Here is a 22,078-nt window from a genome sequence, read left to right as displayed (position 1 = left end):
TGTCAGTAGATCATTGCTGATTTTATGGTAATCTGTCTGACCTGCTTTTGAGGCATTTCCTTCCATTTCAGGACAAAAGCAGAATAGTTTCCACAGTGAAACATAACAATAAAAAGTACTAGGTATTTCGGGAAACCTGCCGTTTTAAATCCCATACTATCAATAACTTAAGTAAATTTTGGACACGGGGAAATTCAAACTTCCGGCTGTGGCATGACTCGTTGTTAACAGAGTTACTAACAGGTTATGCACACTCTGTTCAGTGGCCTGAATTGCCGTTCTGTGGCATCCTATAGGTAACGCTTAATTTAGGTTCTTAACTATGGCCACATCTGTTCCAGAAAATCCTTTTATCCTTGTCGATGGTTCTTCTTATTTGTTCCGCGCTTTTCATGCGCCGCCGCATTTAACCAACTCAAAAGGTGAACCGACCGGAGCTATTTACGGTGTTGTTAATATGCTCCGAAGCCTGCTAAAGCGCTATAAACCCAGCCATATGGCGGTAGTTTTCGATGCCAAAGGCAAAACCTTTCGTAGCGACATTTACCAGGACTACAAAGCAAACCGTCCGCCTATGCCAGACGATTTGCGAAGTCAGATCAAACCTTTGCATGACATTGTCCGGGCTATGGGTTTACCGCTGCTTTGCATTGACGATGTTGAAGCTGATGATGTTATTGGCACGCTGGCGCGCCAGGCCGGCGACAAGGGTCGCTTTACGCTGATTAGTACCGGCGATAAAGACATGGCTCAGCTGGTCAATGAACATGTCATGCTCATTAACACCATGACCGATACTTTAATGGATCCTGAAGGGGTTGAGAAAAAGTTCGGGGTTAAGCCAAACCAAATTATCGATTATTTAGCGCTTATGGGTGACAGCTCGGACAATATTCCAGGCTTGCCCAAAGTGGGCGAAAAGACAGCACAGGCGCTGCTGCAAAGTATTCCCAGCATTGACGCTATTTACGAAAATGTGAATGCAGTAACTGAGCTCTCTTTTCGTGGTGCGAAGTCTATGCCGGCTAAGCTTAATGAATATAAAGAACAGCTGCTGATGTCGCGTGAGCTGGCAACGATAAAGCTCGATGTGGCAATGGATTTACAACCGGAAGAGTTGAAAATACAGACGGCAGACAGCGAAAAACTGCAGGAGCTCTACAGTCGTTGTGAATTCCGCCGGTGGCTTGGTGAGCTGATGGAAACTGGGGCGGCAACGGATCAGGCGCTGGGCGAAACCGATGGCGAAAAGCCGACCAGCGATATCAACAGAGACGCGTACCGTGTATTGATGACTGAAAAAGACGTCAGCGATTACATAACGCAACTGAAAAAATGCGATTACTTTGCTTTTGATACCGAAACAACCAGCCTTAATTATATGGAGGCTGAACTGGTTGGAGTGTCTTTAGCAATGGCGCCGGGCGAGGCTGTGTATATACCTGTCGGGCATGATTATATGGAAGCGCCGGAGCAGGTGGGCCGGGACTGGTTACTGGAGCAGTTAAAGCCTTTACTGGAAGCTGAAAAGCCCCAAAAAGTGGGGCAAAACCTGAAATACGACTCGCATATTCTGCGTCGCTATAAAATTCGCCTGGCGGGAATTTTAAATGACACCATGCTTGCCTCCTACGTGTTTAACAGCGTTGGATCGCGACACGATATGGATACCTTAAGCCTTCATTACCTGAACCATAAAACCATTAGCTTTGAAGACATTGCAGGTAAGGGCGCGAAGCAACTAACGTTTAATCAGATTGCTTTAGAGCAGGCCGGGCCCTACGCGGCTGAAGATGCCGACATTACCTACCGATTGCATGATGTGCTCTGGAATAAAGTAAAAGAAACCGGCAGCGAGCTGCAAAGTGTTCTGACCGACATCGAAGTGCCGTTAGTGCCTGTCTTGTGCGATATGGAACAATACGGCGTGCGTATTGACGCAAACTTGCTGGGTAAGCAAAGCCAGGAAATTGCGGAAAAGCTCGATGCGCTGGAGAAAAAGGCGTTTGAGATTGCAGGCGAGGAGTTCAACCTGGGCTCGCCGAAACAACTGCAACGCATATTCTTTGAAAAGCTTGAGTTGCCAATTGTGAAGAAAACACCAAAAGGCGCGCCGTCAACGGCTGAGGAAGTTTTGCACGAGCTGGCACATGACTACCCCCTGCCGGATGTGATCCTGCAGCACCGCGGCCTGTCTAAGCTTAAATCAACCTATACCGACAAATTACCGAAGATGATTAACCTTAATACGGGACGCGTACACACCTCGTATCAGCAGGCGGTAACCGCAACCGGACGTTTGTCCTCAACAGACCCTAACCTGCAGAATATTCCAATTCGTACTGCTGAAGGGCGCAGAGTGCGTCAGGCTTTTATTCCTGAGCAAGGCTACAAGATTGTCGCTATCGACTACAGCCAGATTGAACTGCGTATTATGGCCCACTTGTCGCAAGATGAGTCTTTGCTTAAAGCCTTTGCCGAAGGCCTGGATATTCACCGTGCGACAGCGGCTGAAGTGTTTGGCTGTAAGGCTGATGAAGTCACTAATGACCAGCGGCGTCAGGCAAAAGCGGTGAACTTCGGGCTAATTTACGGTATGTCAGCCTTTGGGCTTGCGCGGCAACTGGGTATTGCCCGTCACGAAGCTCAGCACTATATGGACAAGTATTTTGAACGCTTCCCTGGAGTTTTGCGTTACATGGAAGACACTCGCAAGCAGGCAAAAGAGCAGGGCTACGTTAAAACCTTGTTTGGACGTCGTTTACCCTTGCCGGATATAAAAGCCAGTAATGGAGCCCGTAGAAAAGGAGCGGAACGTGCGGCTATCAATGCACCAATGCAGGGCACTGCAGCCGACATCATTAAGAAAGCCATGCTGCAGGTTGCCGACTGGATTGACCGTAATAACTGTCAGGATGATGTGAGCATGCTAATGCAAGTTCACGATGAACTGGTGTTTGAAATAAAAGAGTCGAAATTAACGGATTATATTGAACAATTAACTGAAGTAATGGAAAAGGCTGCAAGCCTTGATGTGCCTTTAATAGCGGAAGCTGGTAAAGGTAATAACTGGGACGAAGCTCATTAATTTTAAGAATTGTCTGAACTTTTTATAAAGGGTCTAGTCACAACAAGTGAGGGCATTAATCCTCCCTCAAAAAATTGTTCTCCCTGGATTACTTTTCGCCCGGCTTTTTAGTCGGGCTTTTTTCTGTCTATTTCTGTGGTATGCCCGCCATACCGGAGCGGCCTCTGCGGTTAGCGAACCAAACCCCAACTAAAATGGCAAGCATTCCAAACCCTTGCTGCAACCAAAAGTCTTCGCCATCAAGTATCCCCAATATAAGAGCGACAATGGGAATTAGGTAGGTGACCGAACTGGTAAAAACGGTATTGGTGAGCTGCACAACATGGTTAAAAATAACCAAAGCGCCGGCGGTTCCTGCAATACCCAGCGCCAGAACAGAAAACAGCGACAACATTGCGCCCGGCTGCTGAACCTGAGTAATAAACTCCGTTCCTGCGAACAAGTAGATTGTTGCCGGAACGGCAGCCATAAGCAAAGATATGCCGGTAATGGTTAATGGCGATAAGTCACTGATTTTGTGTTTGATGAGGTTCAGGTTGAGCCCATAACAAACGGTTGCGGCCAGGACTAACAAGGCGTACAGATTAAAGTCCCAGCTGCCATTAGCTGAGGCGGTAACCAGAAGCAAAGTACCAAACAAGCCAATGGCTACGCCAATAACCTGTGCTAAGCGCGCTTTCTGATGGAAGAACAATGCACCAATAACCAGTGTTGCGATAGGGGTTAACGCATTTAGAACTCCGGTAACGCCGCTTGCCAGCTGTGTTTGGGCAATGGCAAACATAAAAGCCGGAATAAGACTGCCAACCAGCCCGACACTGGCAAGCTTTAACCAATGTTTGCGGGTAATTTTATTCAGTCGGCGGGCAATGAAAGGGGCAAGCACAAGTCCTGCTGAGCTGATGCGTAGTGCGCCAACTTCCATTGGACCAAAGGCCAGTAAGCCTTTTTTTATTAACAAAAAAGAGCTACCCCAAATTAATGCGAGTAACCCTAATAATAACCAGGCACTAAGTGGTGGCGTGTTATTCGTCGTCATACTCTTTGCTATACCACTGGTTGAGTTTCTCTTCGACTTGCTCGACACCTATGCGCTTCAATGAGGAAAAGGCTTCAACCTGGACGTCGCCGTTGAAGGCAATTGCCGCTTGCTTGGCTTTTAAAACGGTTGATTTGCGCGCGCCTTGTTTGAGTTTGTCTGCTTTAGTTAATAAAGCCAGTACCGGAAGGTCGCAGTCGACAGCCCAGTAAATTAATTCCTGATCGGTTTCGCGGAAAGGGTGACGAATATCCATTAATACCACGATGCCTTTTAAACTGTCCCTTTGCTGAAGGTACTCGCTTAAAGAACGTTGCCACTTTTCTTTAACAGCCAATGGAACCTTAGCGAATCCGTAGCCGGGTAAATCTATCAGTCGCTGACCTGTGGTAAGTTCAAAAACGTTAATTAACTGAGTCCGTCCAGGCGTTTTACTGGTGCGGGCCAACGCTTTTTGACGCGTCAGAGTGTTTAACGCGCTGGATTTCCCCGCGTTAGAGCGGCCGGCGAAAGCAACTTCAATGCCTGAGTCCGGCGGCAGTTTGCTGATATCGGGTGCACTGGTCACAAATTTTGCCGATGCGTAATCTAATTGCTGATCTGCCACTATTAAGGTCACTTTTATTGAAAAAACGGAACATCTACGCGCATTATGAAGTATCCGGACAGTATCTCCAATGATCATTTAGCAATTGATTCGGTTTTAATCATTTAATCCACACAAGTTTTGTGTAAAATAGCAACCTGCTTAAGGTGATTTATTGGGGCGCGTGGCGCCATCCAGAACAGAAGAGAAGCAAACATGAAAAAATTCGCAATCTTTTTGGGACTTTTCTTCGGTACCGCCGGTATCGCAGTAGCACAAAGCGGCGACGCTGAAGCCGGAAAAGAGAAATCGCAAGTTTGTGCGGCTTGCCATGGACCCAATGGTGAATCTCCGACCGATATGTACCCGCATTTGGCCGGTCAGCACGAAAAATATTTGTTGAAACAGCTGAAAGATTTCAAACGGGCCTCCGAAACAGGCGGTGAAGAAGGCCGTAATAACCCGATTATGATGGGGCAGGTCGCTTCATTGTCAGAACAAGACATGGCCGATCTTGCCGCGTTTTATGCATCGAAGGACTCACCGAAAGGCGAAACACCTAAAGATCTTATTGCCAAAGGTGAAGACTTGTTCCGCCGCGGGAACCCTGAAACCAATATGCCTTCATGTGCGGGTTGTCACGGCCCTCGTGGAAACGGTATGGGGTTAGCTGCTTTTCCTGACATTTCAGGTCAGCATGCCGCATACACCAAGTCTCAGCTAGAAATGTTCCGTAGTGGGGAGCGTGCAAACGACCCGAATGGAATGATGCAGGGCGTTACAGAGAAAATGACAGATGAAGAAATTGAGCTGCTGTCTAAGTTCTTGAGTGGCTTGTATTAAATTCGTATTTGCGAATAGAAAAGCGGCTTCGGCCGCTTTTTTTATAGCTATGAAAAATGTTATGAGTAACGTATCTTTTCATACCTTGTTAACAAAAAGTAATAAAAAAGTGGTTTTTTAGATCAATAAAATCATTGAATTAATATTTGGTTCAAGTAGTCTTAACAACGCTCGGGGAGCTTCCAGACAGAAAAAAACAAAAAAAGATGTTAAAAGCCCTTGAGAAAATAATAAAAAGACTGTAAAAATACAGCTGACTCGACACAAAAAAATAACAAGAGGTCGAGAGGTTATCGAAAAGTCAGATGTTATCTTATTTCTCGATAATCCAGGGAGTAAAGCCAACAGGCTCGCGGTTGCTCCACTTAATAATAACAATAATAAAAAGCAGACAGGTTACGGAAAACCGCAATAAAAACTCGGAAACAGTGACAACCATTCTCATAGTTGCAGTGCGCTGCCAATTTTATGAGAGAATCAGGCGATGTGAAAGCATCGCCTTTTTTCTTGCCTAAAAATCATCTCAGACTTGTAATTCGTTGCTCCCCACTGACGTAATCCACGTTATTGCGTTACAATAGACCACATTAGTTGTTATTCAGGAGCGACCATGACTCGCCAGAAAAAGACACGTAAGGCCGGACCATTGGCACAGCCTAAAACTCCGAGAGATGCACGGGCAACAGATGCGGCATCCAAGGGCAAGAAAAAAGGAAAGGGACAAGCGCCTGGTCAGCGACATTCATCGGCTAAAGTTCTGCAGCAAAGCAAAACAAAAGGGGATGAGAAAGATCCCCGGCACGGAAGTCGTCGTAAAATAGCTTTGGTGATGACACCTGAACAGGAGCTGAAGCAGTTGCAGGAAGATACCAAACTGCAGCTACTAGCTGAACGCTTTGAAAACGATGAGTCTCTGACAGCAGAAGAGCAAAGCTACCTGGACGAGAAATCTGAGCGTTACGAGCAGCTGATTGCCAAACTGGGTTATGAACTCGATGAAGAATGGGACGACGAGGAGAGCTAATGTCCAGCGAACTCTATTGGATTATCGCCATTGTAGGCATAGCGATTATTGTCGCTCTGGGTTGGTACGCAGCCACTTTGGTGCTGCGTTTACGCACTCAGACTCAAGTTCGCGAAGCCGCGGTGCAAAAACGCGTTGACCGTATTGATGAAAGCATTATTACCATAGCCAAAGCCATGCAGCAGGAGCAATGCCCGCTGTCTGAAGGATGCCTGAGAATTGTGGTACTGCTTGATCATCGACCTGAAGCGGTCGATTACGATTACTCTAATGACTACCCTGCAATGCACGATATGTACGAGAAAATTAAGCATATGCCAACGCATGAATCGCGTAAGAAGTTTCCTAAGAAGAAAGTGAAGGAAATGGACGACGAGCGGGAAGGCTATGAGAAGTCCATGCGCGATATTATTCTTGCTGACGTTGATAAGCTATTAAAGCAATTTCCGGCGGCCTGAGGAGGCGGCATGGCGTTTTTTAAAGGTGTAAAAGAAGATATAGCCAGCGTTTTTGCAAGAGACCCGGCTGCGCGCAATACCATGGAAGTGTTATTTCACTATCCCGGGCTTCATGCTACCTGGTTTCATCGCGTAAGTCATAAGCTCTGGGGCTGGAAACTGTACTGGCTTGCCCGTTTTGTCTCTAATATTTCACGTTGGCTTACCGGTATTGAGATTCATCCCGGGGCTAAAATTGGTCGTCGTTTCTTTATCGACCACGGTATGGGTGTGGTTATTGGTGAAACTGCGGAAATTGGTGATGATGTCACTCTTTACCATGGTGTTACTCTTGGTGGTACAAGCTGGAATAAAGGTAAGCGGCACCCGACCCTGAAGGACGGAGTAGTTATTGGAGCCGGCGCTAAAGTACTGGGTCCAATTACGGTGGGAAAGTCTGCTCGCATTGGTTCTAATGCCGTCGTTGTCCGCGATGTACCCGAGTTAACAACGGTCGTAGGCATTCCGGCTCGCGTGGCTCAGTCTGGTGTTGATAAAGAAACGACTGAGCGGCGCAAGAAAATGGCTCAGGAATACGGTTTTGATGCTTACGCTATCTCGGCAGATAATCCTGATCCGGTGGCAACAGCAATAGGCCGGATGTTGGATCATGTGCAGGTGCTGGATAACAAAGTGTCTGACCTATGCCAGGCGGTTAATAAGCTAGGTGGCGATGTCTGCGGAGAGATCCCTGAAGTTGATATGGATGACGTCGAGTTTCTGGAAGAAAGCGAACGCGCCGCTAAACGACGCGCCCACAAAGATGATGCTTCTGCATCAGATGAGCAGAACCATTAACTTTTCAAGTTAAAGCGCTCAATCAATGAATACAGCTCTTTGCTGGTATTTTGCAGTTCGTTGCTTGAGTGCTGAGTTTGATCTGCCGTTTTTTGAGTCTCGCGAGCAGTATCGGCAATCTGAGTGATTTGTTCGCTGATATGGTCGGCAACCCCACTTTGCTCTTCGACAGCAGACGCCATTTGCGCTGACATGTCAGAAATCTCCCGAATTGCCACTGAAATTTCACCCAGCGCGCTGTCCGCTAAACGAACTTTTTCCACCCCTTCCGATGCTGCCTGCTCGCCTTGTTTCGATACTTCTACGGCATTACGGGCACGATCGCGCAGTTGCTGAATAACTTTGTGAATACCTTCGGTGGACTGAGTGGTTCTTGAGGCCAGAGAGCGAACCTCGTCAGCGACCACGGAAAATCCGCGGCCGTGTTCACCGGCACGAGCGGCTTCAATTGCGGCGTTCAATGCCAATAAGTTGGTTTGGTCAGCAATAGACGAGATTAAATCAGCGGCTTCGCCGATAGCCCCGGTAGATTGATCAAGCTCTTCCACCGTTTTGGCTATTTCTTTTACTGCGTCATGCAGCCTGATAATAACTTCACTGGCTTCTCTCGCCAGCCCGACACTTTCGTCAATGTTGGTTTTGGCTGATTCGGCCTGCTCCGCATTACGCTCTATTGTGTCGGCCACTTCCTGAATAGCGGTCGCCATCTGGTTCATTGCGGTTGCAGTCTGCTGGGTAGCAGCGGTCTGTTTATCGACGTGCTGACTGCTTAACTGTGCCTGATTGTATGTATCTTCGGTAACTTTCAGAAGACCGCCGACCGCGTCTTTCATGCGACTTAAAGCGGTTCGGTTACGAGCGCCTTCGCTAATGAGCTGCATAGCAAGCCTGGCTTCCCGGCCCTGCTTGTCGAAGTAAGTCATACCGACCAGCTCAGAGTCGAAAGCATCTGTGCGCAAAGTTAATAGCCCTTGCAGCATACGGCCAACATAGGCGCCATAAGCAAGCGTTGATACCGCCGTACCTGCTAAAGTGATAAGTGCCGCTACGGGGTCACCTAGTAAGGCTATAATGGCACTGGCTATCACACCGGGAACTATTACGGGTATTAAATCTTTACAGCCTAGCCATATACGTTTGCCAAGTGGAACGGCATGTTTACCGGCGTTAAGCCTGTCATAAACGCCTTGTGCGCGTTTTTTGAGTTCATCTGAGGTGGCAACCCGCACCGATTCGAAACCCACCGGCTTATCGTTCTCCATTATTGGCGTAACATAAGCACTGACCCAATAGTGGTCGCCATTTTTACAGCGGTTTTTAACTAAGCCCATCCAGGGTTTGCCGCGTTTAATGGTTTTCCACATATGCTCGAAAACGCTGGCCGGCATATCGGGGTGACGCAAAAGGTTGTGCGGTGAACCAATTAGTTCGTCGCGAGTATAGCCACTAATATTAACGAAGTCTTCGTTACAGTGTCTGATGACCCCTTTTAGATCGGTTGAAGATATCAACCGATAGTGGTCTGGAAAGCGGCTTTCCTTTCCTGTTACCGGACCATTATTTTTCATAAGCGCCTTAAAGTTGTTTGATTAACATCAATATTAGTAAGGTTATCGTGATTTTCTAGAAAAAGTTTAGCGAAGTAGGCATTTAGCCATAAAAAAACGCCGCTAAAAGCGACGTTTTTGAAATTCTTTGTGTAAACGTTCGATACCCGTAAGGGCAACGAAGGTTCCTTACATAGGAACTACGTTTTCAGCTTGTGGACCTTTAGGGCCTTGAGCTACGGTGAAAGAAACCTGCTGGCCTTCTGCCAGAGTTTTAAAACCGTCAGACTGAATAGCGCTGAAATGTACGAAAACGTCTGCGCCGTTTTCTTGTTCGATGAAACCGAAGCCTTTAGCTTCGTTAAAGAATTTTACTTTACCAGTAGTAGTAGACATGCTGATATTCCTCGTAGTGCATGTTGAAATCAATGTATTGCTCAAAAAACTTAGGTATTACTTGGACTTACAAAACGAGGTACAGCAAAAAGGACTTCGTAAAAAATCTCAAATCAATAGCCGAAATTTTCTCAGCGGTTTCGAGTATACGCTTAATATAACCCGAGTCAACAATACCTTGCGTTATTTTAACCAGTTACGGCTGATATGGCGAAAAGTATCGGTGCCGGACTTCTCTAACCATTCAAATGCCGCCATCTCTGAAGTAATAATTTCAACGCCGGCGTTTCGCATGCGCTCAATGGCACTGTCCTTGTCTGTAGGGCGGCGCGAGCCTACTGTGTCAGCGGGTAAGAAGACCTGATAACCCGAAGCCTGAAGCTCTATTGCTGTTTGCAAGACACAGACGTGGGTTTCCATGCCCATAATAACCACATGCTTTTTATTGTATTCAGAAAGTACGTCGCGAAAGGTGTCGTCGCGCAGCGCACTAAAGTGTGTTTTTTCCACCACACGCGCGGCTTCAATAATATCCTGCAGGCTATCAACGGTGTAGCCCAAGCCTTTCGGATACTGTTCGGTAATAAGAATAGGCAAATCCAGTTGCATGGCAATTTCACCTAGCCAGCGCATACGAGAAGTAACCACATCGCGTTGGTGGATGGCTGGCAGTAACTTCTCCTGAGCATCAACAATCAGTAGTAAAGAGTCTTTCGCAGAAAGTAGCATGATGTATTCCTGTTGGTACTAAGTGATAACAGATACTAACTCTAGCTGATTAACACTACCATCAGCAAAAAGTCTAAACTTGGTTAATAATTATGCGTGAAATTTGCAGTTAAGGCGGTCAATGGCTACAATCCCCGCCTTTCCAAATGCAGATGCACATCCAAACAGTAAATAAAAGGTGACACCATGGCTCCGGTATTGATTCTAATGGGTTCCCAGTCCGATTGGCCGGTAATGCAAAAAGCGGCAGAAATGCTCGAGTCCCTGGGCATTAAATGGCAGGCGAAAGTGGTCTCTGCACACCGCACGCCGGACTTACTTAAATCGACAATGGAACAAGCGGAACAAGATGGTGTGCCTGTGGTTATTGCGGGAGCCGGTGGTGCTGCTCATTTACCGGGTATGCTGGCGGCTTATACTGCTATTCCAGTGTTTGGTGTGCCGGTTCCGAGCAAGCAGTTAAAAGGTTTAGACAGCTTATTGTCTATTGTGCAAATGCCTAAGGGTGTCGCTGTTGGTACTCTGGCTATTGGCGATGCCGGCGCGGCAAACGCAGGCTTACTGGCGGCACAGGTTATTGGCAGCTTTGACAGTGACGTGCGCAAACGGGTACACGAATTCCGCACTGCACAAAAAGAAAAAGTGATGGCTAACTCAGACTTGGAATTACCAAAATGAAAATCCTGATCCTTGGTAACGGCCAGTTAGGGCAAATGCTGGGTAAAGCTGTTATTCAGCAGGGCCATGAATGTGTTTTATACAGCGACCGGCAAGATCAGGTCATGGCATTGGGTAGCCAGCAGCCGTTATCGATGACGTTAGCGGAAGCGAATGAATGGGCTGATGTGACAACCTGGGAGCACGAGCACTTAGGTGAAGAGCTGGTGGCTAAAGCTGCCGACAAATTTCTGTTGCAACCTGAACGTTTTAATCTGCTGGTTGACCGTCGCTCTCAAAAAGCCTTGTGCGATGAGCTGGATATACCTACATCGGCCTGGAAGGCATACGAAAACGCAGCTGAGTTAAGCGCTATTTTAAACGGCTGCGACCATGCAGTTGTGATTAAATCGGCAAAAGGCGGTTACGATGGCAAAGGTCAGTGGCGCTGGCGTCCGGGTGACGACATTGCGGCCGTTGCGGAAGACGCCGGGCAACGCCCGGGTATTGTTGAAGACATGATCGATTTTACCGATGAAGTGTCGGTTGTCGGTGCGCGTTCACATAAAGGTGAACAGCGTTGTTTCCCGCTGACGTTGAACGTGCATACCCAGGGTATTTTGTCGTATAGCCTGGCGGGTGCAGAGCATTTTTCAAAAAAACTGGAAACCTTAGCCAAAGAACATCATCAGAAACTGACCAATGCGCTGGACTACGTCGGTGTATTAGCTATTGAGTTCTTCGTTGTCGGTGAAGGTGACAACCAACACTTGCTGGTGAACGAAGTGGCACCGCGGGTTCATAATTCCGGTCACTGGACGATGAGCGGTGCTAACTGCGATCAGTTTAATTTGCATATACGTGCTATTACCGGCTTGCCATTGCCGGACTTGCTGATCGCGCCGACATTAATGGTGAACGTAATTGGTGTTGCCGGTATTCCGGAAGCTTTGTGGGAAGCCGCCGCTGCCGACTGTCACTGGTACGGTAAAGAGGCACGTCACGGGCGTAAAGTGGGTCACGTTAATATCATGATTGATTCGTTTGAACGCGGCGAGAACCTGGCCAGCAGTTGGGCTGAAAAGCTGCAACTACTGGTTGGCTAAACTTTTTAGGGCGTTAATAATTCTGCGAATGAGCGGCTAAAACCGCTCATTCAGCCATTTCTGCATATCCTGAACCTGCTCCATACACAGTGAATGTGGCATTGGGTAGGTCTGATAAGTAACTGTAAAACCTTTTTCTTTTAATACCGCACAGGCTTTTTGTCCCAGAACTTCCGGTACTACCGGGTCCTGCGTACCGTGCTGAACCAAAATAGGCAGTTGCGCATTGGCTTCATTTACCTCAATGTCACCCGCAGTGGCAAAGTAAGTTGAATGCGCCATTAAACCCGCCAGTGGTTTAGGGTAAGTCAAAGCCGCTTCATAACCCACCGCGCCACCTTGTGAAAATCCGGCAATAATAATGCGTTTGCTGTCTATGCCCTGAGCAACTTGTTCGTCGATCATGGCGTGCACTTTAGCTGCTGACTCGCGCAGTTGCTGGCTGTCAATTTGGCGATCAATGCTCATGTCCGTAATGTCATACCAGGCTGGCATGACCATGCCCTGGTTTATGGTGACCGGCATTTGCGGAGCATGCGGAAATAAAAAGCGAATCTGCGCATTAGCGATTTTTATATGCTCTGTCATGGGTACAAAGTCGTTACCGGACGCACCTAAACCGTGAAGCCAAATTATGACTGCATCGGCGTTACCCGCCGGCTCATGTTTAATAACTTCCAGAGACATTACTGATTCCCTATAGCTGCGGCCGGGTACGAACCCAGCCAGTGAATGTTGTTCATTTTAGCCAGTTCCTGCAAAGCGGCTGCTACACCTGGCTCGCTGAGGTGCCCGTCAAAATCGATAAAGAAATGATAGTCACCAAACTGACTGCCCGCCGGTCTTGAAACAATGGAGGTTAAGTTGATTTGCTGTTTCGCAAAAACTTGTAAGCTGTCGACCAATAAACCCGGATGGTCGTTGTCGTCAATGAGCAGTAAACTGCTTTTCCAATGCGTACTTTTATCAAATTCCGGCGTTTCAGATGTTGCAGATAATACCACGAAGCGCGTTTCGTTACGTGGGTTGTCAGCAATGTTGCTGTTCAGAATCTGTAATGAAGCGGGGCAGTTTACGTGCTTGGGAACCACCGCCGCAGATGGCTTTTCAGTGGCCAGCAACGCATCGAGCGACAACGCATTACTTGCGGTGTGTATAACCGGAAGCCCCAATCCATTCAGATACTGATTGCATTGACCGGCGGCGACGAACTGTGCCCATATTTGCTGCGGCTGAGCACTATTGGCCAGGCACTGAAAACCAACCGGAATGCGAATTTCCGCCTGAATATGTAACGGACGCTGAACCAGGTAGTCGACAACAGGAGAGACAAAGCCCTCGGTTAAGTTTTCGATAGGCACAACCGCAGCGTCGCAGTCATTACCAATTGCGTCCAGACAACTTACCAAGCTGTCCAGTAACTGAATTTGGTGTTGTTCTTCGGGTTGATACAGCCCCGCCGCAACCTCTGAAAAGGTGCCGGCAGGGCCCAGTGTCGCTATTCTCATTTCTTATACTGCTCAAACCACGCCAGAGCGTGTTCAATTTTGGCTATCATATTAGAAGGGCGAGCCGTAACACCGTGAAAAGCACCGGGCACGCGTACCATTGCGGTATCGACTTTTTGCAGCTTCAACGCCTGGTAGAACTGCTCGGTCTCCGATATCGGCGTACGGCGGTCCTTCTCTCCTGTAAACAGCAGTACAGGTGTTTCAACGTCACCCACCATAGACAGCGGGGAGCGTTGCCAGTAATGCTCCAATTCTTCCCATGGCATACCCGGGAACTGGTTTGTAATTTGACCAATAGAGCTATCAGCTGTCAGTACTTTACTCACCCAGTTAATAACGGGGTTAGTGGCTGCCGCGGCGTTAAAGCGGTTAGTCAGACCTACCGCATAGGCGGTTGCAATACCGCCGGCAGAGCCGCCAGCTATAAAGAGGTTGTCTGAGTCGGCAATACCCTTATCAATGAGCAAATCAATGCCACTCATGTGATCAGCAAAGTCGTAAGGTGATGAGTAGTTGCCGTCCAGCAGCATGGCAAAGTCTTTACCGTAAGACGTACTGCCGCGGTGGTTCACGTACAGCACCACATAGCCTTCGGCTGCGTAGCGCTGGTGCTCTGCGGCAAAGTGTGGACCGTAAGACAGATGAGGGCCACCATGCACTTCTAACAGCAGAGGATACTCTTTGTTTTCATCATAATTCGGCGGAGTAATATACCAGCCATGAATTTCCTGCCCGTCGTAGCGCGACTCATAGCGAATTTCGTGAACTTCACCCAGTTCACGGTGGCCAAGCAGGTCTTCATTTAGCTGAGTAAACTGAACCGACTCTCCCCCTTGAGGCTGATAACCGACATCGGCGGGACGATATTCGGAGCCTTTGGTGTAGGCAATTGCGCCGGTCTGAGAGGCGGTAAATGAACCCATAGTATAAGGACGGCTGACGTAAACACCGGAAACATCATCCACCCGATTCGTCAGCTTATTGCTCAAGGTGACATCAGCAACTACGGTTTTGCCCTGATCGGCGTATGAAACCGCAAGCGACTCATTGCCTGTCCATTGTGGCGAGCTGAAAGAACGATCGAAGTCAGCCTGTAACTCTGTTTCCGACCTCTCACTCCAGTCCATTATCCATAATTGTGACTTATGGTAAGGCACCGGCTCGTTAGAGCTGTGTAAGTAAGCTAAATGTTCGCCGTCTGGTGAGAACTGTGGTGATGACTCGCGGCCGGGTTTGTTAGTTACCTGAGTCACTTCTTTTGAACTCAGGCTTACGCTGTAAAGGTCACTTTCATTCACCTGATAGGCCCAGTCTTCAGAGCGGTTGCCAGAAAAAATCAAATGCTTATCGTCGGCTGCCCAGGTAAGTGGGCCGCCATGTCGGTAAGGGCCGTCGGTTAACTGGCGCGCGCTACCGCCGTCTGCAGGTACGACAAAAATTTGTGTGTGCGCAGGCTCTAAAACGCCGGTGCCGTCGCGTTGATAATAGGCTTCCTGAACAATAATGGGAGAGTCAGACCACTTAGCGCCTTTAGGTTTTGTTGGCTTTTTCACACTTTTAGCAAAAGGCGTAGGCTCGGCTTTAACCGACATAGTAAAAGCCAGTTGGGTGTCGTCGTTAGACCAGCTAATACTGCCGGGGCTTTCGCTTACGTGAGTGACTTTGGCGGTGCGTTGCTCTTTAATCCAGTGCACATGAATTTGGTTTTTTTCAGAACGGTTAGAGGCAAAGGCAAGGCGAGTACCGTCATTCGACCAGGCGAGGCTGCCGTAGTTAAACTGATCGTCAAAAATCGGTAAATGTTGACCGGTTTCGGTATCAATTAGCCATAATGAGCGCCGGGTATTGTCTTTCATGTCGTCAAAACTGTTGCGGATATACGCAATGTATTTGCCGTCGGGTGAAATACTGACCTGATTAGCGTATTCAAGCTGGAAAATATCGTCCGCCTGGAATGTTTCTTGTGATAAGGCTGGAACGGAAGTGAAAAGTAGCGCTAAGCTACCGGCAATGACTGAGTGCTTTAACCACATTGTTATTCTCCTTTTGGGTTATGGCTTTACGTTACTCAAGCTTGCGGAGCGATGCAAAGAGTTCCGTTCAAGTTGTTGGAAAATACGGTAAACTGAAGGCCTTTTCCAAAGGCTGGACGAAAATTAAAAAGGAAACCCCATGCATTACCGGCAAACTCGCGCTGAGATTTCTTCCTCCGCTATACAGCACAACGCTAAGTGGGTACGTCGTAAAATGGCGGGTGGAAAACTTCTGGGTGTAGTGAAAGCTGACGGTTACGGACACGGTGTAGCTCCCGCCGTTCAGGCGTTGACAGAGTTGGTTGATGGTATGGCTGCGGGTTTTATGGAAGAGGCCTTGGCGGTGCGGGAAAGCGGTTATAAAGGGCCCTTGGTAATACTGGAGGGCTGCTTCTCAGCTACTGAACTGAACCTGTGTTGTGAACATCAGCTGAGCCCGGTGGTGCATTGCGAACAGCAACTTGAGAGTATTGAGCAAGCGCAGTTGACTAGCCCTTTGTGGGTCTGGTTAAAAGTGGACACCGGTATGCACCGGCTTGGCTGGTCTGAAGAGCAGGCTCCGCAAGCATTAAAGCGCCTGCGTGCGAGCAAGAATGTCGCCGGTGTGACCTTAATGTCGCACTTAGCCAACGCCGATGCCGAGCATCGTTTAAACGCCCGTCAAAAACAGCAGTTCTGCCAGTTGTCGGAAACCCTTAAAGACTATCAGGCACGGAGCTTCCACAACTCAGCCGGACTTTTAAACCCGGATACTCAGTGGTCACTTCAGGATAATGACTGGGCCAGAGCGGGTTTACTGCTTTATGGTGTGAATCCGTCTACGGTGACTGAAGTGCAGGCAGAACTGAAGCCTGCAATGCGCTTAGTTGCTCCGGTTATTGCATTGCACCAGCTGGAAAAAGGCGAGTCGGTAGGTTACGGCAGCGGCTGGAGTGCCGATAAACCCAGTGTTATAGCGACAGTTGCTATGGGTTACGCTGACGGTTACCCAAGGCAGGCGGAAAATGGCACACCGGCAATGGTTCGTGGAAAGCGTGTGGGTTTGGCCGGACGAGTGTCTATGGACATGCTGACGATTGATGTTACCGGTATTGAAAATCTGCAATTAGGTGATGATGTCGAGCTTTGGGGCCCTAATATTGATGTGCGAGAAGTCGCCGCCTGTGCTGATACTATTTCCTGGCACTTGCTGACCGGCGTTAGCGGCAGGGTTCCCAGAGTACTTGTATAAGTTTTTCGTTCATTAGCCATACAAAAAGTATGGCATTTATTAGTATTTATCCTACAAGTTTTACATCGGCACCCCTGATCTTTGTCAACAAAAGCGTATACTTGAGACAAACCTTAATTAAGGGTGCTTGCTATGTTCGAAAGTTTTGACGCACTGTTTTTAGCGCGCTTCCAGTTCGCGTTTACCATCGCGTTTCACATTATTTTTCCTGCCTTTACTATCGGGGTTGCCAGTTACCTGGCGGTTCTCGAAGGCCTGTACCTCAAAACCCGCAACCCGGTGTACCAGCAATTGTTCCGTTACTGGGTGAAGATCTTCGCTGTGGCCTTTGGTATGGGCGTGGTCTCCGGTATCGTTATGAGCTACCAGTTCGGCACTAATTGGTCGGTATTTTCCGATAAAGCCGGTCCGGTTATCGGCCCGCTAATGGGTTACGAAGTTCTCACTGCGTTCTTCCTTGAAGCAGGTTTCCTTGGCGTCATGCTGTTTGGCATGAATAAGGTGGGCGAGAAGTTACACTTCTTCGCTACCCTGATGGTCGCGGTGGGCACCGCTATTTCAGCCTTCTGGATTTTATCGGTAAACAGCTGGATGCAGACGCCCGCTGGTTACGCTATGAATGACGTAGGGCAGTTCGTGGTCACCGACTGGTTTGAGGTGGTGTTTAACCCGTCTTTCCCTTATCGGCTGGCGCACATGCTGCTGGCAGCCTATCTGACAGTGGCCTTTGTGGTCGGCGCAGTGGGTGCCTGGCATTTGCTGAAAGACAAAACCAACGCCGCCGCCCGTAAAATGTTCTCCATGGCCATGTGGATGGCACTCATTGTGGCACCGCTGCAGGTTCTTGTCGGAGACTTCCACGGACTGAATACGCAGGAGCATCAACCCTCGAAAGTCGCGGCGATGGAAGGGCACTTTCATACCGAAGCCCGGGCACCGTTGTATTTATTCGGTATGCCGAATGAAGAAACCGCGGAAGTGGACTACGCCCTGAAAGTTCCGGGTCTTGCCAGCATCATTCTTAAACACGACATAGACGCAGAAGTGACCGGTCTTGACCAGTTCCCGCGGGAAGACTGGCCGCCGGTGGCAACCGTATTCTGGGCTTTCCGGATAATGGTCGGCGTGGGCATGCTGATGGTACTTGCCGGACTCTGGTCGGGCTTCCAGCGCCTGCGCGGCAAACTGTACGACAATAAGTTGTTGCTGCGCTTTAGCTTATTGATGGGACCCATGGGCTTCGTGGCCGTTATTGCCGGCTGGATAGTCACCGAAGTGGGGCGTCAGCCCTGGGTGGTCTATGGCCTGTTGCGCACCGCCGATGCGGCATCGCCCATCGACAAAGCCGGTGTGGCGGGCAGCCTGATAGCCTTTATTGTGGTGTATTTCCTCGTTTTTGGTGCGGGCACCTTCTACATCCTGCGCAAAATGGCGGGGAACCCGGAGCAGGTTACTATTCCCGACTACGCGAAGCATAAAGCCACCATGGCCGCTGAGCGCATCTACGATGAGGAGGTGTAAGCTATGGATTACGCACTGATTTGGGCAATATTAATTTCGGTCGCCGTATTTGCTTACGTCGCACTCGATGGCTTTGACCTGGGGATAGCGCTGCTGTTCCCCTGGTTTAAAAAAGAAGAAGACCGTGACGTGATGATGAACACCGTGGCGCCGGTCTGGGACGGTAACGAAACCTGGCTGGTGCTGGGCGGTGGTGGTCTGCTGGCGGTGTTCCCGCTGGCTTACTCGGTGCTGATGCCGGCGCTTTATATGCCGGTTATTGCCATGTTGCTGGGACTTATTTTCCGTGGCGTGGCTTTTGAGTACCGCTTTAAAACCAAACGCGCCAAAGGCATCTGGGACTTATCCTTTATTACCGGCTCGCTGATAGCGGCCATGAGCCAGGGTATTATGCTGGGCGCTATGTTGCAGGGCATTCAGGTAACCGGACGGGAATACTCCGGAGGCTGGTTCGACTGGCTGACACCCTTTACTCTTTTCTGCGGTGTGGCAGTGGTTATCGGCTACATGATGCTGGGTGCGACCTGGCTGGTGATGAAAACCCGCGGCGACCTGCAGCGTCAAAGCTACCGTGCCGGCTGGTACACCACGATATTGTTGGTGGCCTGCATAGCCTTTGTGAGCCTTTACTTACCTTATGTCGATATGTTTATTGCCGAGCGCTGGTTCACTTACCCGGCCTCCGTTGGTCTGTGGGCTTTGCCGGTACTGCTGGCGGTGATGACCATTGGTTTACTGCGCTCGCTGCATAGAAAACAGGAAGGACGCCCCTACCTTTGGGGTTTGGGCATGTTTCTATTGGCTTACGCTGGCTTTGCGGTCAGCATATTCCCGTATCTGGTGCCACGCAGCATTACCCTGTGGGAAGCCGCTGCACCGGACAACAGCCTGAAGTTCTTACTCGTGGGCGCTGTGTTCCTGTTGCCGATGATCTTCGCTTACACCGGCTATACCTACTGGGTGTTCCGCGGCAAGGTTGACCCTGACAGCGGATACCACGACTGATGAAGCCTGTATTTAAAAAGTGGCTGTGGTTTGTGGGCTTATGGTGTCTGGGCGTACTGGCGGTCACTTTAGTGGGTGGCCTTATCCGCTGGGCTTTACTCTAAGCTTGCGCTAGGCTAAAGGAAAATTACTGCCCGGGATAATTAAAATGAAACCGTTATTTAAAATATTAAGTTCAGTTTCGCTTGGCGTTACTTTGCTGGCCAGTGCACCTGTTTGGGCGCAAAGCGCAGACAGCATTCGTAATACCGCCAAGGAAACGCTGGAGGCGTTTAACATTCCGGGGTTGGCCGTTGTTGCGGTTAAAGACGGCGAAGTGATTTTAGCTGAAGGCTTCGGCGTGCGTGATATAGACAGCGGTGAGCCGGTAAATGCCAATACACTGTTTGGTATTGCCTCAAACACCAAAGCCTTTACCGCAGCAGCTATGGCAACGCTGGTAGAACAGGGCAAACTAAACTGGGACGACAAAGTTATAGACTACATTCCTGAGTTTCGTCTGGCCGACCCCGCTATTACTCAATCTTTAACAATTCGCGATATTCTCAGTCACCGGTCAGGGCTGGGTCTGGGAGCGGGTGACTTAATGATCTGGCCTAACACCGATAAGTCCACCAGCGATATTATTGCCGGGCTGGCGCACGTACCTATTGACCACGGTTTGCGCGAGCGTTTTGCCTATAACAACTTGATGTTCGTAACGGCCGGTGAAGTTATTCACCGTGTTACCGGTATGCCGTATCGTGATTACATTGAGAAAACCTTTTTTGAGCCGCTGAACATGAATGAAAGCGTGGTTGGGTTTTCGCACATACCAAAAAGCAATGACAACGTCGCGGTAGGCACTATTGAAATGAACGGCGAGTTGCATCGTTTCCCTCTGGATTTTCTCGAGGACTTTGGGGCTGCCGGAGCCACCGCCGCTAGTGTGGATGATTTAGGTAACTGGCTGATCACTCAGTTGCAGGGCGGCGTGAGTCCATCGGGTGAACGCCTCTTTTCAGAAGCCTCGCAACAGGCCATGTGGCAGTTAACGACACCGTTGGGTACTTCACCTGAAGCTGCTGAACAAGGCACGTATTTTGGTGGCTACGGTATGGGCTGGTTCGTAAAGGACTACCAGGGCGTAAAGCGGGTGTATCACAGCGGGGGTATTCTGGGTATGTTGTCGCTGACCACACTGATACCTGAAAAGAACTTTGGCATGGTGGTTCTGAGTAACCAGCAGGCCTTTGGTGGTTTAACCGCAATTACCGAAGAAGCCTTAGAAGACTTGCTGAATTTACCCGACCGCGACTGGGTGGAGGAAGAGCAGCAAAAATATCAGGACTTTATGAAAAGAAAAGCCGAGTTCGCGGTAGAAGAGCCTGAAGAAATACGAGCCGCGCTGCCGCTGGAAAGCTACACCGGTACTTACAATGATGCCTGGTATGGCGACATGGATATTAGCTACGAACAGGACGAACTGCGCATTAATTTTACTCACACTCCTATGCTGCAAGGCACCTTAGAGCATTATAACGACGACACTTTTATCGTGCGCTGGGACGAGCCTTTACTGGAGGCTGATGCGTTTATCGACTTTAGCGTGAATCGCAATAATGAAGTGCGCAGTGCAACGCTGGAAGCCGTAGCGCCTTATACCGATTTCAGCTTCGATTTCCATAACCTGAATTTGAAAAAACAGAAGCGGGAAACCGGCGATTAAAAGAGTCAGCAGCCAGAGCCTTCTGGCTGCTTATTTTCAGACGCTCTAGCCTTTACTTAATTCGTCATCGAGTTTTGTTGCTCGTTGGAAAGCGGGGCGCTTCTCAATTCGTTCAACATAACGTTTGAATGAGTCGCGCTCCTCCAGCGTTTTGAACTGCATGCCCCAGCTAATATGACTACCAACGTATACATCTGCCGCGGTAAACTGCTCGCCACAAATATAAGGTCCTTTAGAAACGGCTAATTCAAGAGCTTTCAGAACATCGTCGTGACTACCAGAGCCAACCATTTGCAGGTTATCTTCAAGGTTCCAGCCACAGGCTTTGGCGCTGTTGGCCATTTCCACCGGACCGGCCGCAAAGAATAACCAACGGTAGTAAGTTCCTCGCTCCGGGCTGTCCAGCGGTGGCGCTAAGTTCTTTTCCGGAAACTGATCGGCAAGGTAGGCACAAATGGCGGCGGTTTCCGTAACAACCAAATCGCCGTGTTGTATTGCCGGCACCTTTCCTAACGGATTAACTTTCAGATACTCGGGCGTTTTCATCTCGCCATTGTAGTTAAGTACTTTGACCGTATACGGCTGGCCAACCTCTTCCAGCATACGACGAACAATGCGTGCCCGGGACTCAGGGTTAGTATAGAAAACGATTTCTTTGTTGTTTTTAGACATATTTTCTTTCATAGCTCAGCTCCTTTTTATTATGGGTTTTACTTCTGATAAGAACTATATTGGTTATATAGGTCATAATTAGTCCTA

20 protein-coding genes are annotated in these 22,078 nt (G+C 48.9%); 11 read left to right on the top strand and 9 right to left on the bottom strand.

Going from position 1 to position 22,078, the window contains the following annotated elements:
• Positions 1-322 precede the first annotated feature (322 nt).
• The gene (gene polA / locus RJ32_RS04235) at positions 323-3,088 is read left to right on the top strand and encodes a DNA polymerase I (RefSeq protein ID WP_034819361.1); all 2,766 of its coding nucleotides are present in this window, start codon (positions 323-325) and stop codon (positions 3,086-3,088) included.
• Between the two features lie 127 nt (positions 3,089-3,215).
• Here the strand turns inward: polA and RJ32_RS04230 are convergent, their stop codons facing one another.
• On the bottom strand, positions 3,216-4,127 hold the full coding sequence (locus tag RJ32_RS04230; RefSeq protein WP_034819359.1) for a DMT family transporter: 912 nt from the start codon (positions 4,125-4,127) through the stop codon (positions 3,216-3,218).
• Entirely contained in the window at positions 4,114-4,734 is a 621-nt protein-coding gene (gene yihA / locus RJ32_RS04225) for a ribosome biogenesis GTP-binding protein YihA/YsxC (protein WP_011233291.1), read from the bottom strand. Before yihA ends, RJ32_RS04230 begins: the two co-directional genes overlap by 14 nt.
• Positions 4,735-4,929: 195 nt before the next feature.
• On the opposite strand from yihA, the gene RJ32_RS04220 reads away from it, so the two are divergent.
• The 4 genes from RJ32_RS04220 to cysE all read left to right on the top strand — a co-directional run bounded on the left by RJ32_RS04220 (position 4,930) and on the right by cysE (position 7,875).
• Positions 4,930-5,556 carry a cytochrome c gene (locus RJ32_RS04220; protein WP_034819357.1) on the top strand — a complete coding sequence of 209 codons (627 nt, stop codon included), beginning with the start codon at positions 4,930-4,932 and terminating at the stop codon, positions 5,554-5,556.
• Between the two features lie 610 nt (positions 5,557-6,166).
• A complete protein-coding gene (locus RJ32_RS04215; protein WP_034819346.1) occupies positions 6,167-6,580 on the top strand; it encodes a GTPase-activating protein in 414 nt (137 codons plus the stop codon).
• A complete protein-coding gene (locus RJ32_RS04210; protein ID WP_034819343.1) occupies positions 6,580-7,038 on the top strand; it encodes a DUF2489 domain-containing protein in 459 nt (152 codons plus the stop codon). The genes RJ32_RS04215 and RJ32_RS04210 overlap by 1 nt, the downstream gene beginning before the upstream one ends.
• 9 nt (positions 7,039-7,047) lie before the next feature.
• The gene (gene cysE / locus RJ32_RS04205; protein WP_034819341.1) at positions 7,048-7,875 is read left to right on the top strand and encodes a serine O-acetyltransferase; all 828 of its coding nucleotides are present in this window, start codon (positions 7,048-7,050) and stop codon (positions 7,873-7,875) included.
• Here the strand turns inward: cysE and RJ32_RS04200 are convergent.
• The 3 genes from RJ32_RS04200 to RJ32_RS04190 all read right to left on the bottom strand — a co-directional run bounded on the left by RJ32_RS04200 (position 7,872) and on the right by RJ32_RS04190 (position 10,547).
• Entirely contained in the window at positions 7,872-9,443 is a 1,572-nt protein-coding gene (locus tag RJ32_RS04200; protein ID WP_034819338.1) for a PAS domain-containing methyl-accepting chemotaxis protein, read from the bottom strand. The genes cysE and RJ32_RS04200 overlap by 4 nt on opposite strands.
• 168 nt (positions 9,444-9,611) lie before the next feature.
• On the bottom strand, positions 9,612-9,818 hold the full coding sequence (locus RJ32_RS04195) for a cold-shock protein (RefSeq protein ID WP_011233297.1): 207 nt from the start codon (positions 9,816-9,818) through the stop codon (positions 9,612-9,614).
• Between the two features lie 183 nt (positions 9,819-10,001).
• Entirely contained in the window at positions 10,002-10,547 is a 546-nt protein-coding gene (locus RJ32_RS04190; protein ID WP_034819335.1) for a hydrolase, read from the bottom strand.
• A gap of 186 nt (positions 10,548-10,733) precedes the next feature.
• On the opposite strand from RJ32_RS04190, the gene purE reads away from it, so the two are divergent.
• Entirely contained in the window at positions 10,734-11,225 is a 492-nt protein-coding gene (gene purE, locus RJ32_RS04185) for a 5-(carboxyamino)imidazole ribonucleotide mutase (protein WP_011233299.1), read from the top strand.
• Positions 11,222-12,310: an ATP-grasp domain-containing protein gene (locus tag RJ32_RS04180; protein ID WP_011233300.1), complete on the top strand. Its 1,089-nt coding sequence runs from the start codon at positions 11,222-11,224 to the stop codon at positions 12,308-12,310. Before purE ends, RJ32_RS04180 begins: the two co-directional genes overlap by 4 nt.
• Before the next feature lie 36 nt (positions 12,311-12,346).
• Here RJ32_RS04180 and RJ32_RS04175 read toward each other — a convergent pair whose 3' ends face one another.
• The 3 genes from RJ32_RS04175 to RJ32_RS04165 are packed head-to-tail and all read right to left on the bottom strand — an operon-like array spanning position 12,347 to position 15,854.
• Positions 12,347-12,997, bottom strand: a complete 651-nt coding sequence (locus RJ32_RS04175) for an alpha/beta hydrolase (protein WP_034819333.1) — start codon at positions 12,995-12,997, stop codon at positions 12,347-12,349.
• A complete protein-coding gene (locus RJ32_RS04170; protein WP_034819330.1) occupies positions 12,997-13,818 on the bottom strand; it encodes a prephenate dehydratase domain-containing protein in 822 nt (273 codons plus the stop codon). The genes RJ32_RS04175 and RJ32_RS04170 overlap by 1 nt, the downstream gene beginning before the upstream one ends.
• Positions 13,815-15,854: a S9 family peptidase gene (locus RJ32_RS04165; protein ID WP_034819328.1), complete on the bottom strand. Its 2,040-nt coding sequence runs from the start codon at positions 15,852-15,854 to the stop codon at positions 13,815-13,817. Before RJ32_RS04165 ends, RJ32_RS04170 begins: the two co-directional genes overlap by 4 nt.
• A 139-nt stretch (positions 15,855-15,993) precedes the next feature.
• Between RJ32_RS04165 and alr the strand changes: the two genes are divergently transcribed.
• The 4 genes from alr to RJ32_RS04145 all read left to right on the top strand — a co-directional run bounded on the left by alr (position 15,994) and on the right by RJ32_RS04145 (position 21,319).
• The gene (gene alr, locus RJ32_RS04160; protein WP_034819326.1) at positions 15,994-17,085 is read left to right on the top strand and encodes an alanine racemase; all 1,092 of its coding nucleotides are present in this window, start codon (positions 15,994-15,996) and stop codon (positions 17,083-17,085) included.
• Positions 17,086-17,217: 132 nt separating this feature from the next.
• Positions 17,218-18,606 carry a cytochrome ubiquinol oxidase subunit I gene (locus RJ32_RS04155; RefSeq protein ID WP_034819324.1) on the top strand — a complete coding sequence of 463 codons (1,389 nt, stop codon included), beginning with the start codon at positions 17,218-17,220 and terminating at the stop codon, positions 18,604-18,606.
• Positions 18,607-18,609: 3 nt separating this feature from the next.
• Positions 18,610-19,611, top strand: a complete 1,002-nt coding sequence (gene cydB / locus RJ32_RS04150; protein ID WP_034819322.1) for a cytochrome d ubiquinol oxidase subunit II — start codon at positions 18,610-18,612, stop codon at positions 19,609-19,611.
• Positions 19,612-19,759: 148 nt separating this feature from the next.
• Positions 19,760-21,319: a serine hydrolase gene (locus tag RJ32_RS04145; RefSeq protein ID WP_034819320.1), complete on the top strand. Its 1,560-nt coding sequence runs from the start codon at positions 19,760-19,762 to the stop codon at positions 21,317-21,319.
• A gap of 45 nt (positions 21,320-21,364) precedes the next feature.
• On the opposite strand, the gene RJ32_RS04140 is transcribed toward RJ32_RS04145, so the two are convergent.
• Positions 21,365-22,003, bottom strand: coding sequence for a glutathione S-transferase family protein (locus tag RJ32_RS04140; protein WP_034819318.1), 639 nt, complete (start codon positions 22,001-22,003; stop codon positions 21,365-21,367).
• Between the last annotated feature and the right edge of the window lie 75 nt (positions 22,004-22,078).

The organism is Idiomarina sp. 28-8 (assembly GCF_000320945.2).
In the GTDB taxonomy this organism is placed as follows: Bacteria; Pseudomonadota; Gammaproteobacteria; order Enterobacterales; family Alteromonadaceae; genus Idiomarina; species Idiomarina loihiensis.
This window is presented reverse-complemented; position numbering and strand designations above follow the sequence as displayed.

Excerpts from the sequence above, each read along its gene's own strand:
- polA (WP_034819361.1), top strand. The coding sequence starts at position 323 with ATGGCCACATCTGTTCCAGAAAATCCTTTTATCCTTGTCGATGGTTCT.
- RJ32_RS04230 (WP_034819359.1), bottom strand. The coding sequence starts at position 4,127 with ATGACGACGAATAACACGCCACCACTTAGTGCCTGGTTATTATTAGGG.
- RJ32_RS04220 (WP_034819357.1), top strand. The coding sequence starts at position 4,930 with ATGAAAAAATTCGCAATCTTTTTGGGACTTTTCTTCGGTACCGCCGGT.
- RJ32_RS04215 (WP_034819346.1), top strand. The coding sequence starts at position 6,167 with ATGACTCGCCAGAAAAAGACACGTAAGGCCGGACCATTGGCACAGCCT.
- RJ32_RS04210 (WP_034819343.1), top strand. The coding sequence starts at position 6,580 with ATGTCCAGCGAACTCTATTGGATTATCGCCATTGTAGGCATAGCGATT.
- cysE (WP_034819341.1), top strand. The coding sequence starts at position 7,048 with ATGGCGTTTTTTAAAGGTGTAAAAGAAGATATAGCCAGCGTTTTTGCA.
- RJ32_RS04200 (WP_034819338.1), bottom strand. The coding sequence starts at position 9,443 with ATGAAAAATAATGGTCCGGTAACAGGAAAGGAAAGCCGCTTTCCAGAC.
- RJ32_RS04195 (WP_011233297.1), bottom strand. The coding sequence starts at position 9,818 with ATGTCTACTACTACTGGTAAAGTAAAATTCTTTAACGAAGCTAAAGGC.
- RJ32_RS04190 (WP_034819335.1), bottom strand. The coding sequence starts at position 10,547 with ATGCTACTTTCTGCGAAAGACTCTTTACTACTGATTGTTGATGCTCAG.
- purE (WP_011233299.1), top strand. The coding sequence starts at position 10,734 with ATGGCTCCGGTATTGATTCTAATGGGTTCCCAGTCCGATTGGCCGGTA.
- RJ32_RS04180 (WP_011233300.1), top strand. The coding sequence starts at position 11,222 with ATGAAAATCCTGATCCTTGGTAACGGCCAGTTAGGGCAAATGCTGGGT.
- RJ32_RS04175 (WP_034819333.1), bottom strand. The coding sequence starts at position 12,997 with ATGTCTCTGGAAGTTATTAAACATGAGCCGGCGGGTAACGCCGATGCA.
- RJ32_RS04170 (WP_034819330.1), bottom strand. The coding sequence starts at position 13,818 with ATGAGAATAGCGACACTGGGCCCTGCCGGCACCTTTTCAGAGGTTGCG.
- RJ32_RS04165 (WP_034819328.1), bottom strand. The coding sequence starts at position 15,854 with ATGTGGTTAAAGCACTCAGTCATTGCCGGTAGCTTAGCGCTACTTTTC.
- alr (WP_034819326.1), top strand. The coding sequence starts at position 15,994 with ATGCATTACCGGCAAACTCGCGCTGAGATTTCTTCCTCCGCTATACAG.
- RJ32_RS04155 (WP_034819324.1), top strand. The coding sequence starts at position 17,218 with ATGTTCGAAAGTTTTGACGCACTGTTTTTAGCGCGCTTCCAGTTCGCG.
- cydB (WP_034819322.1), top strand. The coding sequence starts at position 18,610 with ATGGATTACGCACTGATTTGGGCAATATTAATTTCGGTCGCCGTATTT.
- RJ32_RS04145 (WP_034819320.1), top strand. The coding sequence starts at position 19,760 with ATGAAACCGTTATTTAAAATATTAAGTTCAGTTTCGCTTGGCGTTACT.
- RJ32_RS04140 (WP_034819318.1), bottom strand. The coding sequence starts at position 22,003 with ATGAAAGAAAATATGTCTAAAAACAACAAAGAAATCGTTTTCTATACT.